15 protein-coding genes are annotated in these 14,691 nt (G+C 73.5%); 4 read left to right on the plus strand and 11 right to left on the minus strand.

Going from position 1 to position 14,691, the window contains the following annotated elements:
• Window positions 1–88: 88 nt before the first annotated feature.
• Window positions 89–751, minus strand: coding sequence for a hypothetical protein (locus DNK56_RS01345; RefSeq protein WP_111329884.1), 663 nt, complete (start codon window positions 749–751; stop codon window positions 89–91).
• Between the two features lie 313 nt (window positions 752–1,064).
• On the opposite strand from DNK56_RS01345, the gene DNK56_RS01350 reads away from it, so the two are divergent.
• Entirely contained in the window at window positions 1,065–2,150 is a 1,086-nt protein-coding gene (locus DNK56_RS01350; protein WP_111329885.1) for a PucR family transcriptional regulator, read from the plus strand.
• Between the two features lie 21 nt (window positions 2,151–2,171).
• Here the strand turns inward: DNK56_RS01350 and DNK56_RS01355 are convergent, their stop codons facing one another.
• Window positions 2,172–2,696, minus strand: a complete 525-nt coding sequence (locus tag DNK56_RS01355; RefSeq protein WP_111329886.1) for a nitroreductase family deazaflavin-dependent oxidoreductase — start codon at window positions 2,694–2,696, stop codon at window positions 2,172–2,174.
• 120 nt (window positions 2,697–2,816) lie between these two features.
• On the opposite strand from DNK56_RS01355, the gene DNK56_RS01360 reads away from it, so the two are divergent.
• On the plus strand, window positions 2,817–3,371 hold the full coding sequence (locus DNK56_RS01360) for a MarR family winged helix-turn-helix transcriptional regulator (RefSeq protein WP_111329887.1): 555 nt from the start codon (window positions 2,817–2,819) through the stop codon (window positions 3,369–3,371).
• 73 nt (window positions 3,372–3,444) lie between these two features.
• On the opposite strand, the gene DNK56_RS01365 is transcribed toward DNK56_RS01360, so the two are convergent.
• From DNK56_RS01365 to DNK56_RS01385, 5 genes are all read right to left on the minus strand, one after another.
• Window positions 3,445–4,689, minus strand: coding sequence for a cation:proton antiporter (locus tag DNK56_RS01365; RefSeq protein ID WP_111329888.1), 1,245 nt, complete (start codon window positions 4,687–4,689; stop codon window positions 3,445–3,447).
• A 2-nt stretch (window positions 4,690–4,691) separates the two neighbouring features.
• The gene (locus DNK56_RS01370; protein ID WP_111329889.1) at window positions 4,692–5,162 is read right to left on the minus strand and encodes a cation:proton antiporter regulatory subunit; all 471 of its coding nucleotides are present in this window, start codon (window positions 5,160–5,162) and stop codon (window positions 4,692–4,694) included.
• 194 nt (window positions 5,163–5,356) lie between these two features.
• Window positions 5,357–6,805 carry a flotillin family protein gene (locus DNK56_RS01375; RefSeq protein ID WP_199563922.1) on the minus strand — a complete coding sequence of 483 codons (1,449 nt, stop codon included), beginning with the start codon at window positions 6,803–6,805 and terminating at the stop codon, window positions 5,357–5,359.
• Between the two features lie 69 nt (window positions 6,806–6,874).
• Window positions 6,875–7,384, minus strand: coding sequence for a hypothetical protein (locus tag DNK56_RS01380; RefSeq protein ID WP_111329891.1), 510 nt, complete (start codon window positions 7,382–7,384; stop codon window positions 6,875–6,877).
• 176 nt (window positions 7,385–7,560) lie between these two features.
• Window positions 7,561–8,787: an MFS transporter gene (locus DNK56_RS01385; RefSeq protein WP_342211075.1), complete on the minus strand. Its 1,227-nt coding sequence runs from the start codon at window positions 8,785–8,787 to the stop codon at window positions 7,561–7,563.
• Window positions 8,788–8,865: 78 nt separating this feature from the next.
• On the opposite strand from DNK56_RS01385, the gene DNK56_RS01390 reads away from it, so the two are divergent.
• Together DNK56_RS01390 and DNK56_RS01395 are read left to right on the plus strand one after the other, a co-directional pair.
• The gene (locus DNK56_RS01390) at window positions 8,866–9,624 is read left to right on the plus strand and encodes an AraC family transcriptional regulator (RefSeq protein WP_111329892.1); all 759 of its coding nucleotides are present in this window, start codon (window positions 8,866–8,868) and stop codon (window positions 9,622–9,624) included.
• A 101-nt stretch (window positions 9,625–9,725) separates the two neighbouring features.
• Window positions 9,726–11,438 (plus strand): SpoIIE family protein phosphatase, encoded by a 1,713-nt coding sequence (locus tag DNK56_RS01395; RefSeq protein ID WP_111329893.1) that lies wholly within the window; start codon window positions 9,726–9,728, stop codon window positions 11,436–11,438.
• A 13-nt stretch (window positions 11,439–11,451) separates the two neighbouring features.
• Here DNK56_RS01395 and DNK56_RS01400 read toward each other — a convergent pair whose 3' ends face one another.
• The 4 genes from DNK56_RS01400 to DNK56_RS01415 all read right to left on the minus strand — a co-directional run bounded on the left by DNK56_RS01400 (window position 11,452) and on the right by DNK56_RS01415 (window position 14,374).
• The gene (locus DNK56_RS01400; RefSeq protein WP_111329894.1) at window positions 11,452–12,048 is read right to left on the minus strand and encodes a hypothetical protein; all 597 of its coding nucleotides are present in this window, start codon (window positions 12,046–12,048) and stop codon (window positions 11,452–11,454) included.
• Window positions 12,045–13,292 carry an MAB_1171c family putative transporter gene (locus DNK56_RS01405; RefSeq protein WP_111329895.1) on the minus strand — a complete coding sequence of 416 codons (1,248 nt, stop codon included), beginning with the start codon at window positions 13,290–13,292 and terminating at the stop codon, window positions 12,045–12,047. Before DNK56_RS01405 ends, DNK56_RS01400 begins: the two co-directional genes overlap by 4 nt.
• Window positions 13,293–13,363: 71 nt before the next feature.
• Window positions 13,364–13,924 (minus strand): toxin, encoded by a 561-nt coding sequence (locus DNK56_RS01410; RefSeq protein WP_111329896.1) that lies wholly within the window; start codon window positions 13,922–13,924, stop codon window positions 13,364–13,366.
• 3 nt (window positions 13,925–13,927) lie between these two features.
• Window positions 13,928–14,374 (minus strand): hypothetical protein, encoded by a 447-nt coding sequence (locus DNK56_RS01415; protein ID WP_111329897.1) that lies wholly within the window; start codon window positions 14,372–14,374, stop codon window positions 13,928–13,930.
• Between the last annotated feature and the right edge of the window lie 317 nt (window positions 14,375–14,691).

Consider the following 14,691-nt stretch of genomic DNA (forward strand, 5'->3'; position numbering starts at 1 on the left):
GCGGTTTCACGTGAAACACGGCGCGGCGGCACACCGCGTCCGGGCAGGCCGGACGGGCGCCCCGGGCCGGTGAGCGGTGGGTGACGGCTCAGGTGGCGGGGCCGGAGGCCGTACGGCCGTGCGGCGGGAGCGGGGAGGGCGGCGGACCGGGATCGAGCGCCCGGTCGTAGGCCGCGACCCAGAAGAACTCGCCGTCCTCGTCGTACGCGTACAGCAGGCCCGAGCTGCCCGAGACCAGCGTCGCGTCGGCGGGCGGCAGCTGCCGCACCTGGACGACGGCGGTGGACCCGTCGGCGGCGGCGACCTCGGCCTGGCCGAAGTCCGAGCCGACCGTGCCGGTACGGATCGTGCAGACCCGGCCGATGAAGTCCTGGCGCGATGGCGGGGGCTGGTCCGGGAAGAAGCGGCGGAAGTGGTGGACGAGCAGCCGCACCGCGCCCCAGGCGAGCAGCAGTGCCCCGGCGAGCACCGCGCAGGCCAGCACGGCGCGCACGGTGCCGGTGGTGTCCGAGCGGTGCACCAGCACCGAACCCGACAGGGCGGCGAACCAGCCCACGGCGACCATCAGGGAGACCGAGACGGTGACCGGGACCCCGCCGACGCCCGCGAGATCGGTGTCGAGGTCCGTGTCGAAGGAATGGTGGTCGGCCGCGCCGACCAGGACGAGCAGCCAGAAGGCGATGACGACGACCAGCGCCGCGGCGAAGAGTACGGCCGGGAAGGACAGCGTCGCGTCCAGGAATTCCCGCATCGGTTTTCCACCCCCTGGCGGTCCCGCCGACGGGTGCCGCCGGCGTCTTGCGCGCGGACCGGGCGGTGCCCCGGTGCCGCGGCGCCACCCTCGACGACACCGCGACGACCCAGGGCCTTCCCCCCGATCCCCCGTGCACCCCCGTGTTTCCCCCGTGGTCCCCCGGTCGGTGCTGACTGGATCGTGTCATCCTGGGCGGCCCGGACGCATTGCCGGAACGCGGCAACGTTCACTGCCGCAGGATGCCGGGCACCGGCATCGCCGCCCGCGCGTCGGGCAGGGGGTGGGACGGTTGAGAAACGGAGAGATACAGGTGGCGGAACCGGAGATTCCCGACAGCTTTCTGGCGGGTTACGCCGACATATTGGCGCAGGCGGCCGCTTCCGGGCGGCGGCTGACCCGCGAGGAGCTGGACACCCGCCGCGCCCTGGGCAGACAGGCCGCCGAGGCCGGTCACCAGCTCCGCGCCCTGGTCCGCATGCATCTCGCCGAGACCCGCACCGCCTGGCCGGCCTCCGCCCCCGGCGCGACCCCGGCCGTCGTGGCCGCCGCCGCCGACAGTGTGCTGGCCGCCGCCGAGCAGGCGGTCGACGCCTTCGCGGACGGGTTCGAGCGCGCCCAGCGCCTCACCGTGCGCCGCGAGGAGGCCGCCCGGCGGGAGTTCATCGACGACCTGCTCTACGGCCGCAGCGACCTGGGCCGGCTCGCCGAGCGGGCCACCCGCTTCGGCCTGCGCCTGGCCCGCGCCCATGCCGTAGCGGTGGCCTCCGGCCCGGAGGCGTACACCGAGACCGAGGCCGTGCCCCGGCACGTGGAGTCGGCGATGCTGGCCCGGTTCAGCGGGCGCAAGATCCTGCTCACCACGAAGGACGGGCGGATGGTGTGCATCGCGCCCGGCGGCCAGCCCGACGTCCTGCGCTACTTCGCCAAGCAGGCGCACGCCGCGACGGACGGCGGCCGGGTGGCGATCGGCCGCGCCCACCGGGGCCCCGGCGGGGTGGTCCAGTCGTACGACGAGGCACTGGACGCGCTGGACCTGGCGGACCGCATGGACCTGGAGGACCCTGTGCTGTACGCCGCCGATCTGCTGGTCTACCCCGTGCTCACCCGGGACCGGCAGGCCATGGCCGACCTCGTACGCAGCGAACTGGGCCCGCTCCAGAAGGCCAGGGGCGGCGCCGAACCGCTGCTGCGGACGCTCGCGGTCTACTTCGACGCGGGCTGTGTCGCCGCCGAGACGGCCCGCCGGCTCTCGCTGAGCGTCCGCGCCCTCACGTACCGGCTCGAACGCATCCACCAGCTGACCGGCTCCGACCCCTCCGACCCCATGCACCGCTACGCCCTGCAGACCGCGGTGATCGGCGCCCGGCTGCTGGACTGGCCCGCCAAGGACCTCTGAGCGGGGCGTCCGGCCGGGCGTTCAGCGACCGGGGGGCCGTGCCGGGCCCTCGGTGAGCCGGACGAAGGGGATGGACCTGCCCACCCGCCGGTAGTCCTCCGCGCCGCCGTCCACCTCGAAGCCCATGTACGCGCAGAGCCGACGCGCGACCCTGGGGTGGCGGGGCGCGTACCGGGCCATCAGCTCGCCGCCCTCGTCGGGGTCGAGCACCTGCGCGGTCACCGCGTGGAACCTGCGGCCGACCTGCACCGTGGCGTGCGGGGTCTGCCGCAGGTTGCGGAACCAGTCGGCGCGGGGGCCGAACCCGGACGCCACGGTCCAGCACGCCCGGCCCTCGTGGGTGCCCGCCTCCACGACCTCGATGGCGGTGCGGCGCGGCAGGCCGGAGACGCGGCCGGTGTGCACGAGCAGCAGCAACCGGCCCCCGAAGAGCGGCCCCAGCCCCATGCGGAACATATGGACGGGCAGCCGGAAGGCGCCGCGCCGCCAGCCGGTCGGCGGGTCCGGGCGCCGGGGAGCGGGCGATGCCGCGGGTTCATGCGTCACCGTGCAAACGTTGCACAATCAAAAGATCGGTGCCAGTGCGGAGCGCTGACGGGCGGGTACCGGTTGCGCATCGGACCGGGGTCCGTTCGAGCGGGCCGGCCGGGCGCGGTAGAAAGAGGCGTGGCCGCGCACCGACAATGCCCCGACGAACCGCCGCCGACCGCCCCGGACCGGGACGACGTCGACGCGGTGACGTGCGCGGTCCTGACGGCGTCCAGGCTGCTGGTCGCCGTATCGGCGCGGTCGCTGGCGGCGGTCGAGGACCGGGTGACGCTGCCCCAGTTCCGGCTTCTGGTGGTGCTCTCGACGCACGGCGACGCCAAGCTCGTCACGCTCGCCGAGCGGCTCGGCGTGAACCCCTCGACCGCCATGCGCATGCTGGACCGGCTGATCGCGGCGGGCCTCGCCGAACGCCAGGTCAACCCGGCCAACCGCCGCGAGACGGTGCTCCGGCTGACACCCGACGGCCACCGGCTGGTCGGGGAGGTCACGGCCGGCCGCCGCCGGGAGGTCGCCTCGATCGTCGAGCGCATCGCGCCCGAGCAGCGCGCCGCGCTCATCGACGCGCTGCGGGCGTTCACGGACGCGGGCGGCGAGGCGGCGGCCCCGGTGGAGGGCGCGGACGCCTACCCGCTGGGCTGGACCCCGGACCTCCCGGCGGCGCACGGCGCGTGAGCGGGGAGCACCCGCCCCGCGCCCCGTACGCCGTGCGCCTGGACTCCGTGCGCCTGCGCTCCGGTTACTCCGGTTACTCCGGGGAGGACGCGGTGACCTCTTCCTGGGCCGGCAGCCGGGCCGGGGCGACCGGTGCGCTCTTCGCGGCCGGGGCCTGCTCCCCGCCCCGCCACTTCTCGATGAGCTCGACCACCGGCTGGGTCCAGCGGGCGGTGAGCGGGCCGATGACGACCAGGATCAGGACGTACGCGGTGGCGAGGGGCCCGATGCGGGGCTCGGTCGCCACGGCGAGACCGGCGATGACGATGGAGAACTCGCCGCGCGCCACGAGCGTGCCGCCCGCCCGCCAGCGCCCGCGCGATCCGATGCCGGCGCGCCGGGCCGCGTACCAGCCGGTCCCGATCTTCGTGAAGACGGTGACGACGGCCAGGACGGCGGCCGGCAGCAGCACCGGGGGAATGTCCGAGGGGACGGTGGAGAGCCCGAAGAACACGAAGAAGACGGCGGCGAACAGGTCCCGCATCGGGGTCAGCAGCTTGCGCGCGCCCTCCGCGACCTCGCCCGAGAGCGCGATACCGACGAGGAACGCGCCGACGGCGGCGGACACCTGGAGCTGCTGGGCCACTCCGGCGACCAGGACGGTCAGCCCGAGCACGACGAGCAGCAGCATCTCCGGATTGTCGGAGGAGACCGCGCGGCTGATCAGCCGGCCGTGCCGGAGCGCGAGGTAGAGCACCAGGCCGACCGTGCCGAGCGCGATCAGCAGGGCGATGCTGCCGCCGGCCAGGCCGACGCCCGCGAGCATCGCGGTGAGCAGCGGAAGATAGACGGCCATCGACAGGTCCTCGATGACCAGTACGCCGAGGATGACCGGGGTCTCGCGGTTGCCGAGGCGGCCCAGGTCCGCGAGGACTTTGGCGATCACCCCGGACGAGGAGATCCAGGTGACCCCGGCCAGCGCGACGGCCCCGACCGGGCCCCAGCCGAGGATCAGCGCGGCCACCGCGCCCGGGGTCGCGTTGAGGACGAAGTCGACGGCCCCGGACGGGTATTGCGTCTTGAGACTGGTGACCAGCTCGGAGGCGCTGTATTCGAGTCCGAGCAGCAGAAGCAGCAGGATGACGCCGATCTCGGCGCCGACCGCGGTGAACTCCTCGCTGGCGCGGAGCGGGAGCAGCCCGCCCTCGCCGAAGGCCAGCCCGGCCAGTAGGTACAGCGGGATGGGTGAGAGCCCTATCCGGCCGGCGAAGCGTCCGATGATGCCGAGCCCCAGGATGACGGAGCCCAGCTCCACCAGCAGTGCGGTCGTGTCATGCACGGTCAGCCCTCCGAGATGATGTCGGAGAGCGCGTCGACGCCCTCGCGTGTTCCGACGGCGACCAGGGTGTCGCCGATGGCCAGCCGGAAGTCCGGCCCCGGGGACGGATGTGCGCTGTGGGTGCGCAGCACCGCCACGATCGAGGCGCCGGTCCGGGTGCGTGCCTTGGTGTCGCCGAGCAGCCGTCCGCCGTACGGGGAGCGGCTGCCGAGCGGGATGTGCTCGGTGACCAGATCGATGCCCTCGGTGCGTACGGCGTCGATGGGTGCCGCGTCGATGAGGTGGGCGAGCCCGGTCGCCTCCTGTGGAGTCAGGGGTACGGAGAGGCGGCACGAATCAGGGTCGTCCTGGTCGTAGAAGCCGATGAACCGCCGTCCGTCGTGGTGGACGACCACGGAGATGTGCTGTCCCGACTCCGTTGTGTAGTCGTACTGGACGCCGACTCCGGGCAGCGTGGTGCGGTGGGTTCCCATGGCTTCCTCCCGAGGGCGCGGTACGCGCGAGGCACTTGGCGAACTTTTTAGACCCGCATTACCTTAGCCGGAGGATTACGCCGTCCCAGAGGGTCGAGTTCCGGCCAATCCCGGCCGGGTGTCCGGGCCCGGACGCACGTGTGCCCGGCCGGGGGACTCGACCGGCCGGGCACGCGCGGGGGACGGGGCGTGGATCAGTCGCCGATCTCGATCTTCCCGTTCCGGTCGGCCGGGACCGCCGGCTCCGGGGCGGCCGGCTCGGCCGCCGGCTTGGGCACCGCGCCCTTGAGGTTCTGGAGCAGGGCGCCGAGGTCCACGCCGGTGGTGGAGGAGAGCAGCTCCATGCCCTGGGCGACGTTGTCCGTGACCGTACGGGACAGCCGGCCGGCGCCGTCCGTGGAGATGACGGTCATCTTGTCGATCGCGCCCAGCGGCTCGGCCGCCTTGGCGACGACCTGGGGCAGCACCTCGACGAGCATCTGGAGGACGGCCGCGTCGCCGTACTGCGCGAAGGCGTCGGCCTTCTTCTGCATGGCCTCGGCCTCGGCCGAACCGCGCGCCGCGATGGCCGCGGCCTCCGCCTCACCCTCGATGCGCACCGCCTCGGCGAGCGCGGAGCGGTGCAGCTTCTCGCCCTCACCGGTCAGCCGGGCCCGCTCGGCGGCCGCCTCGGCCTCCTTGACCTGGGCGATACGGCGGGCCTCCGCCTCCTGCTCCGCCTGGTAGCGAGCGGCGTCGGCGGGCTTGCGGACCTTGGTGTCCAGCTCGCGGTCGGTCAGGGCGGCCTGCCGCTCGGCGACCTTCTCCTGCTCGGTGAGGACTTCCTGCTGGCGGGCGGCCTCGGCGAGCGGACCGGCGGCGTTGGCCTTGGCGGCGGCCGCCTCGGTCTCGGCCTTGATCTCGGCCTGCTTCAGGTAGAAGGTCCGCTCGGCGATCGCGATCTCCTCGGCCGCCTTGAGCCGGGCCTGCTCCGATGCGCGGCGGGCGATGGCCTCCGCGATGTCGGCCTCCTGCTTGGCGCGGGCGGCCTCGGGGCGGCCCAGGTCCTCCAGGTAGGAGCCCTCGGTGGTGATGTCCTGGATCTGGAAGGCGTCCAGGATCAGGCCCTGGCCGGACAGGCTCGCCTCGGCCTCCTCGGCGACCTGGCCGGCGAACGCGGCGCGGTCGCGGATGATGTCCTCGACGGACATCCGGCCGACGATGGCGCGCAGCGCGCCGGAGAGCACTTCCTGGGTGAAGCCGACGATGCCGTCCTGCTGGCGCAGGAAGCGCTGGGCGGCGGCCCGGATCGCGTCCTCGCTGCCGCCGACCTTGACGATCGCGACGCCTTCGAGGTGGGCCTTCACACCGCGCAGGGTGACGGCGCCGCGCACCGCGACCGGGATGTGCCGGCTGGACAGGTCCAGGGTGAACTTCTGCTGGACGAACGGCACGACGAAGACGCCGCCGCCGACGACGACCTTCTGGCCGCTGTTGTCGATGCTCGTCCGGCCGGTCACCGGGTCCACGGACTTCTTGCCCCGGCGCCCGGTGATGATGAACGCCTGGCTGGGGCCCGCCACCTTGTAGCGGGTGATGACGGCGAGGGCGAGCAGGAACAGGAGTACGACGACTCCGACGATCGCGATCATTACGGGACTCATGCGACTTCCCCCTCTGCCTCCGGACGGGGGCAGTTGTGAGACGAGCGGTGGTGGGGCCGGCGTACTGGTTCAGCGTTCGACGGGACGGACCTGGACCGAGGTGCTGGAGAGGGCCGCCTCGACCCAGATCTCGGCACCGCGGGCGATCGGCACCGGGCTCTTCGCGGACAGCTTGACGAGCTGTCCGCCCAGGCGCAGCAGGACCTCGCCGTAGCCGTCGGCCGGGATCGAGGTGACCACCGAGCCCGACGTGCCGACCAGGTCCTCGTCGCGCGGGGTCGCGTCGGTCTGGTCCCGCATCAGGGCACGGCTGAACTTCCAGGTCAGCACGGCGGCGACGAGCCCCGCCGCGACCCCGGCCAGGGTGGCGGCGAGCGTGCCCGCGCCGGTCGTGCCCAGCACGATGGCGCCGCCGAAACCGAGCATGGAGAGGAAACCGGCGATCACCGGAAGGGAGACGAGCCCGCCGAACAGGCCCTCCAGCAGGCCCCCGAAAAGGCCCTCCAGAATTCCGTCGAAGATCAGGGACAGGGCGAGCAGCGCGATCCCCGCGATACCGAGACCCAGGAACAAGGTCACGTGTTCACCCCTCCCGCTTTCGGCTCCCCGCACACTTTTCCATCGAACTGGCTGGATGGTCCCATACGTGCCCCCGTGGCAACACTGCCGGAACCCGGCAATCTTCGACTCCTCGTGGATGCCGGAGTGCCGGGCGGCCGCAAGGCCCCCCGGCGCGCCTTCGTCACAGGGGACGGTCAGTCGCCCGCCGGCGGTTCCGGTTCGGTGAGGAAGAGTCCCAGAAGCACCGCGACGACCGGGATGGCGCACAGGATCGTGAACACGCCCTGCGGCCCGTAGGCTTCGGCCGCCGCGCCCAGCGCCGGGGCGATCAGCCCGCCGATGCTGACGGCCAGGCCCAGCGTGACCCCGGCGGCCGTGCCGGGGCGGCCGGGCAGATAGTCCTGGCCGAGCTTCACCAGGACGGCGAACGGCACGTTGAGCGCGAGCCCCGCCAGGACCGCGAAGACCAGCGGCAGCACGGTGCCGGGGGTCAGCCGCAGCGCGATCAGCGCCGGTACGGCGGCGAGCCCGCCCAGCTGGACCGTACGGACCATGCCGACGCGGTCCGCGATCCGGCCGCCGAGCAGCGTCCCGGCGACCCCGCCGACGAGGAAGCAGGCGAGCGCGACGCCCGCGACGCCCCGGCCGGAGTGCAGATGGCGAATCCAGAACAGCTCGATGAAGGTGATCGCCCCGAAGAACGCCACCGAGCGCACCACCTCGATGCCGGTGAGGAAGAGGAACGGACGCCACCGGTCCCGCCCCTCCCGGCCGGCCCGGCGCACCGGGGCCGCCGCCGGGCGGTGCCGCAGCAGCACGAAGGCCATCAGGACGGCGGGCGGGATGAACAGCGCCGTCGCGCCCACCCCCATCGCCACGAGCGCCGGGGTCGCCAGGACCGGCGCCAGGAAGAAGCCGACGCTGCCGCCCGCCGCGAAGACGCTCATCGCGGAGGCGCTGTCCCCGGCGGCCTCGCGGGCCGCCTTGCCCGCCGCCGGATGGAACATCGCCACGCCGAGCCCGGACAGCAGGATCAGCAGCCAGACGGCGGCGTACGGCTGGACCAGGCCCGACAGCCCCAGCCCGATCCCGGCGACGGCGAGCCCGGCCGGGGCCAGCCGGGGCAGCCGGTAGCGGTCCACCGCGACGCCGATGAACGGCTGCGGCACGGAGCTGCCGATCGCCGCCGCGAGGGTGAGCCCGGAGGCGGCCACATAGCTGTAGCCCCGGTCGAGCACGAAGTACGGGACACAGGCGGGCACGAGGCCCTGGTAGAGGTCGTCCACGGCGTGCGCGGCGCCCCACATCCGCATCCGCCGCCAGGCGGACGGGGCGTCGGACGCGAGCGCCGGGGACCGGGGGGATTCGGTCGGAGGGGAGGGGTCGGGCGGGGTCTGCCGGGAGGCGGCCGGGCCGGTCATGAAGGGTGCTCCTCGCTGAAGGTCCCTTCGAGGATTCCGGCCGGCCGCCGTAGCGGGCTAGCGATAATCTGCCTACCTATGTCGACAACCTGCCGCACGCTGCACGGCCCCGCGCGGGTGCCGCTCGCGCACCAGGAGCGCATCGCCCGCCACCACCACGTGGAGCACCAGCTCGTCTGCCCCTCGCGCGGCGTGCTGGAGGTGGCCACCCCGGCCGGCGTCTGGGCCGTGCCGCCGCACCGGGCGGTGTGGATTCCGGCCGGTGTCGCCCACGCCCATCTGGCGTACGGGCCGACCGAGCTGCGGGCGCTGAGCTTCGCCCCGGCGGACAACCCGCTCCGCCTCGACCGGCCCACCGTCCTGGCCGTCACCCCGCTGCTGCGCGAGGTCGTCGCCTGCCTCACCGACGCGAGCGAACCGGCCCTCGACATCCGGCAGCGGCGCAACCTGGAACGGGTCGCCCTCGACCAGCTGCGCCGGGTCGAACCGCTCGGGGTCTGCCTGCCCTCCCCGGCCGACCCCCGGCTGCGGGACATCGCGCGCATCCTCCGGGACGACCCGGCGGACGGCCGCACCCTCACCGAGCTGGGCACGGCCGTCGGCGCGGCGCCCCGCACCCTGAGCCGGCTGTTCCGCGCGGAGACCGGGATGTCGTTCCCGCAGTGGCGCACCCAGCTGCGGCTCCACCACGCGCTGACGCTGCTCGCCTCCGGCGGTTCGGTCACCTCGGTGGCGGTGGCCTGCGGCTACAGCGGGCCGAGCGCCTTCATCCAGTCGTTCCGGCACGCCTTCGGCACCACCCCGGGCTCCTACGCGCAGGCGGACCCGCCGCGCTGAGCCGCGCGGTCGGCGGAGCTGCGGATGCGGGAGCGGGCGGGGCGACCGACGATGAAGGGCCGGGCAGCAGGCGGCCCGTGCCCTGCCCCAGGAGGTTCGTCTTGCCGGTGTACGCCGACCACCCGCCGTCCATCGACGTCACGGCGCTCGCCGCCGTGCTCGACGGCACGACGGCGGGCGTGGCCGTGTTCGACACCGAGCTGCGCTACCTGTACGTCAACCCGTCACTCGTACGCCACAACGGCATCCCGCCCGCCGCCCATCTGGGCCGCCGCCCCAGCGAGGTCATGCCCGACATCGACGCCCGCGAGGACCTGATGCGCGCCGTGCTCGCGGACGGCCGGGCCCGCGAGGTCACCTCCAGCGGCCGGCTGCCCGCCGAGTCCGGCACCGCCCGCGTCTACTGGCACGGGGCCTACCACCGCCTGGAGGTCGACGGCCGGGTCGCCGGGGTCGTCGGCATCGTCCTGGAGGTGATGGCCTCCGACGACGAACAGCGCCGGCTCGCCCAGGCCCAGCGCCACCTCTCCCTCCTGGACAGCGCGAACACCCGCATCGGCACCACCCTGGACATGGACACCACCTGCTCCGAGCTGACGGACCTGGTCGTGCCCGGCCTCGCCGACGTCGCCGTGGTCGAGGTCTTCCCGCGCGACGTCGCCCCGCCGGTGCGGCCGGGGCCGCCCGGCGTGGTGCGGCTGCGGCGGGCCGCCATGTCGGTGGTACGCGGCCTGCGGCCGAAGGCCGGCCGGTTCGCGGTGTCCGACGACTACGTGGACCACCGGGAGGGCTCCGCCGTACCGCGCTGCCTGGCCGCCGACCAGGCCGTCGTCGAGAACCTCGCCGACGACGAGCAGGTGGACCGCTCCGCCCCCACGCCCGAACTGGCCGAGGCGTACCGGGACATGGGCCTGCACTCGGCGGTCGTGGTGCCGGTCTCCGTGCGCTCCACCCCGATCGGGGTGCTGGCGCTGTTCCGGGGCGGCGGCTCGCCGGTCTTCTCGGACGACGACGTGGTGGTGGCCCGCGAACTGGCCGGGCAGGCCGCCGTCCACCTGGACCACGCGCGCCGCTTCACCCACGAGCACACCATCGCCCTGGAGCTCCAGCGCTCCCTGCTCTCCGAGCCCCGGCCGCCCCACCCGCACATCGAGGTCGCCACCCGCTATCTGCCGGCCGACCGCAGCGTGCTGGTGGGCGGCGACTGGTTCGACGTCATCCCGCTGCCGGACGGGCGCCACCTCAAGGCGATGGGCGATGTGATGGGCCACGGCGTCGAGGCGGCCGTCGCGATGAGCCACTACCGCTCGCTGCTGCGGCTGCTGGCCGACGAGGAACTGCCTCCGCACCGCATCCTGGAACAGCTGGACCGGATGGTGGAACGCTCCGGGATCGACCGGGCCGCCACCTGTCTGCTCGCCGTGGTGGACCGGGACGGCGGGATGTGCGAGGTGGCCAGTGCGGGCCATCTGCCGCCGGTCGTGCTCGACCCCGGCGCGCCCGGCGCCCGGATCTGCGAGGTGCCGGAGGCCCCGCCGCTGGGCACCGGCTTCGGCGGCTACCGCTCCACGGTGGTGGAGTGCGGCCCCGGCGCGGTGATGTTCATGTACACCGACGGGCTGGTCGAGCGGCGCGGCGAGGACATCGACACGTGCGTCGCCCGGCTGGCGGAGCTGACCCTGCCGGAGAGCGGCGATCTGGAAACCCTGCTGGACCGGGTGCTGGAGCGTTTCGCGCCGGGCGCCGAGGACGACATCGCGGTGATGGCGTCCCGGACCCGCGAGGAACCGGACGACGGCTACCCGGAGGACTGAACCCCGCGCCGCCTCACACGAACAGGAACGCGCCCGCCGTCGCCGCGCCCAGCGCCGTACCGGCCGTCACCTGGCCGACCGTGTGGTAGCCGAGCGCCACCCGCGACCAGGACACGGCCGCCGTCATCGCGTACCCGCACAGCCACCACGGCGAGTGGACGGCGGCGAGCAGCGCGACCACGGCCGAGGCCACGGAGGCGTCCACGGAGATCTTCCACACCGTGTTGACGGCCAGCAGCACCACCGTCATCGCCCACAGCGCCAGCATCGCGGCCAGGATGCCGGTGGGTGCCCCGCCCAGCACCATGACCGCCGAACCGGAGCCGATGGAGCCGAGGATGACGAAGAAGATGGGCGCCCGCTTGGTGCGGTCCACGACATGGCGGTCGCCCCAGGTGCCGCGCCCGCGCTCCCACTCGATGTATCCGGCGGGCACGATCCCCGCGCACAGGGCGCCGAGCAGCCCCCAGAGCAGCCCGGTCCAGTGCCCGGCCGCCGCCAGGCCGATGCCGGGCATGCCGACGAGGAGCAGGTTGCGCGGCTGGAGGACGTCGGTCACGGTGCGCGCGAGGGTGTGGTCGGGGGCGGCCGGGGTGTCGGTGGCGGTCATGCCGGCTGCTCCTCGTCCGTGGCGGCGCAGGCGTCCAGGACCGGGCGGGCCCGCTCCGGGGTGAGCGTGCGGTAGGCGGCGGCGACCCGGACCAGCCGGGCGACCTCGCCGTCCTGGTCGGTGGCGTGCTGGGCGGCGACGGCCGCCGCCTCGCCCGCCGGGGCGCCGGAGTCGCGGGCCAGCAGCGCGGCCTTGATCCAGTACGCGTCGGCGAGCGGCGAGCCGGGGCCGGTCCCGGCGGCGGCCTCGGCGGCGGGCAGCAGGGTGTCCGGCACGTAGTGGCGCAGCTTCTCGACCGCGTCCGCGATGTCCGCGGCCCAGCGGTCGACGCGCAGGTCGGCCGGGGTGTCGAAGCGGGTCAGCTCCCGCAGCAGCGGGCGCGGGGGCTCGAAGGGCTGGTCCGGGAAGGCCGTCATCAGCTCGAACCAGAGGCCGTGCAGCCGCGCCTGCGCCCGCCAGAGCTTGGCGCGGCGGCGGGCGTTGCTCAGGGCCGGGACGGAGGCGCCGACCGCGAAGAAGGCGAAGAGGACGACCTGGGCGGCCTCGGTGACCTCGTCGAAGCGCAGCGCGAAGGACCCGCTCGGATCGTCCACGACGCTGACCCAGAGGAACAGCGTGCGGCTGACGGTGTAGCCGACGCCGATGAACATCGCGAACGTCATCATCCCGAGCCCGACGCGCAGATGACGCATCCGGGCGCTCGCGGTGGCCAGCGCCCACTGGTAGGCGCAGACGGCGGACGCGGCGCCGAGATAGAGGTAGAAGACGCTCATGTACAGCGTGGCGCCCCACTGCCCGGCGTGGTCGGCGACGAAGCGGTCCGAGGGCGTGGCCCGGTCCACGACGGTGAAGAACAGCACGGTCAGCAGCACCAGTGTGGCGACCGACGCCTTGGTGGCCACCTGCTGGATCAGCCGGGCGAACCGTACGTGCCGGGGCACGTCGCCCTCGTCCGCGTACTGCCCGTAGATCGCCACGATGTAGCTGAGAATGGCCAGAATCGCGATGGTGGCCGTGTAGTGCTTGATGAGCACGGAGAGGTCGGTGACCGGGCTGTCGTTGAGCCCGACGCGCACGAACCGGGTCTTCGTCCACAGCGCCAGGGCGAATCCCGCGTAACAGCCCCACAGCGCCCGGCGCCTGCGGTCCTCCTCGTCGCCCCACAGGGCGGCCGGCATGCGCCAGAGGGCGACGGCTGTCATCAGGCCCGCTATGAGATAGCCGGCGAGGTCGAGCGGGGTCACGGCGTGAGTCCTCGGGTGTGGGGGGAAGGAGGGACGGGCGGTACGGGGCGGTGCGTACGGCGGTACGGGTGTCACATCCGGCGGAACAGGCCGCCGCGGCGGTGCGCGACCGGGCGCGAGAGCGAGTTCGCGAGGCGACCCACCATGTCATCGCTCGTGACGTCGCGGGCCATGCGGGGGATGAGCGACGCACCGAATTCGGCCATGCGTTCGTCGTGGGTGTCGTACTGCGCGCGTGCCTGCACGGCGTCCGGGGTCAGCTCCGCGCCGGGGCCGACCATCCGGGAGATGAGCGAGGTGTCGAAGACCGGCAGCAGCCGCTGGAGCTGCTCCGCGTCCAGCGAGGTGCCGTGGTCGAACCACTCGTGGCACAGCTCGTGCAGGATGACGTGCTGCGTCTGGTACTCGGTGGGGCGTCTGCGGTAGAGGACGAAGCTGGTGTCGGCGGCCTTCAGCCGCAGCCCGCAGGCCGCGTTGACGCGCGCCAGCCGGTCCGGCAGCTCATGCAGCACGATGGTCCGGCCGCGCGCCGCCTCCATGTTGGCCACCAGGCCCGGTATGGAGAACGGTGAGGGGATCGGCAGCTCCGCGAGCCCCTCCTCGCACTCCCGGCGCAACTTCCGCATGGACATGGGTCAGTCCCGCTGCCCGCCGCCGGCCGGGGGCCTGCGGTCCTCGGCGTCCCGGAGCAGGGACATCGCGAACTGCAGCAGCTCCGGCGGCAGCCCGTCCTCGGTCACGCCGCGACCGGCAAGCCCGCTGATCTCGCCGGTCCGCCGCTTGGCCAGGAACTGCAGCCCGGCCACCACGTCGTCCACGACCTCCGACTCCTCCTTGAAGAACCGCCAGTCCACGCCGAAGCCCAGGCCGAGCGCCTTAAGGATCTCCTCGGACGGCTGGGTGACCTTGCCGGCCAGGATGTTGGAGAAGTAGCTGTGGGAGAGCGAGCCGCCCCGCTCCCTGACCAGGTCGGCGAAGAACCGTCCCGAGATCCGGCGGCCGGGGAAGGTCTTCTCGACCATGTACTCGACCTTCTGGCGCAGCGTCCGCAGCTCCGGCGCGCGCTCTTCGCCGTTGTCCATCCGGCCCCCACGTTCACGTCCGCCGCAGACCCCTGTCCGGTTCCGGGGCGGCGCTCGATTCGGTCAACGGGCTCGTACTGTAACGAACGCCCGACCGCTGTCTCATGGGCGGGAGACCGGAGATGGCGAGAAGTGGAACAGTCTCGTCGAGTGTCCGGAGCGGGCTTGCGCAAACACTCTACGTCACTGTTAACTCGAAAAAACACGGGCAGGGGGCCACGAGGGGAGTCCCTTGCCCGTGAAAACGGTGCTGTGCCGCGGCCTCTTCCGCCGCACAGGGGTGTAGCCCTTCACGACGGGGGATGCGTGAAGGGCTA

This window comes from Streptomyces sp. AC1-42W (assembly GCF_003248355.1).
Taxonomy (GTDB): Bacteria; Actinomycetota; Actinomycetes; order Streptomycetales; family Streptomycetaceae; genus Streptomyces.

What these genes read in the sequence shown, in the direction of transcription:
- DNK56_RS01390 (WP_111329892.1), top strand. Translation starts at nt 8,866, where the DNA reads ATGTCGACAACCTGCCGCACGCTGCACGGCCCCGCGCGGGTGCCGCTC.
- DNK56_RS01370 (WP_111329889.1), bottom strand. Translation starts at nt 5,162, where the DNA reads ATGGGAACCCACCGCACCACGCTGCCCGGAGTCGGCGTCCAGTACGAC.
- DNK56_RS01410 (WP_111329896.1), bottom strand. Translation starts at nt 13,924, where the DNA reads ATGTCCATGCGGAAGTTGCGCCGGGAGTGCGAGGAGGGGCTCGCGGAG.
- DNK56_RS01345 (WP_111329884.1), bottom strand. Translation starts at nt 751, where the DNA reads ATGCGGGAATTCCTGGACGCGACGCTGTCCTTCCCGGCCGTACTCTTC.
- DNK56_RS01400 (WP_111329894.1), bottom strand. Translation starts at nt 12,048, where the DNA reads ATGACCGCCACCGACACCCCGGCCGCCCCCGACCACACCCTCGCGCGC.
- DNK56_RS01415 (WP_111329897.1), bottom strand. Translation starts at nt 14,374, where the DNA reads ATGGACAACGGCGAAGAGCGCGCGCCGGAGCTGCGGACGCTGCGCCAG.
- DNK56_RS01385 (WP_342211075.1), bottom strand. Translation starts at nt 8,787, where the DNA reads ATGACCGGCCCGGCCGCCTCCCGGCAGACCCCGCCCGACCCCTCCCCT.
- DNK56_RS01375 (WP_199563922.1), bottom strand. Translation starts at nt 6,805, where the DNA reads ATGAGTCCCGTAATGATCGCGATCGTCGGAGTCGTCGTACTCCTGTTC.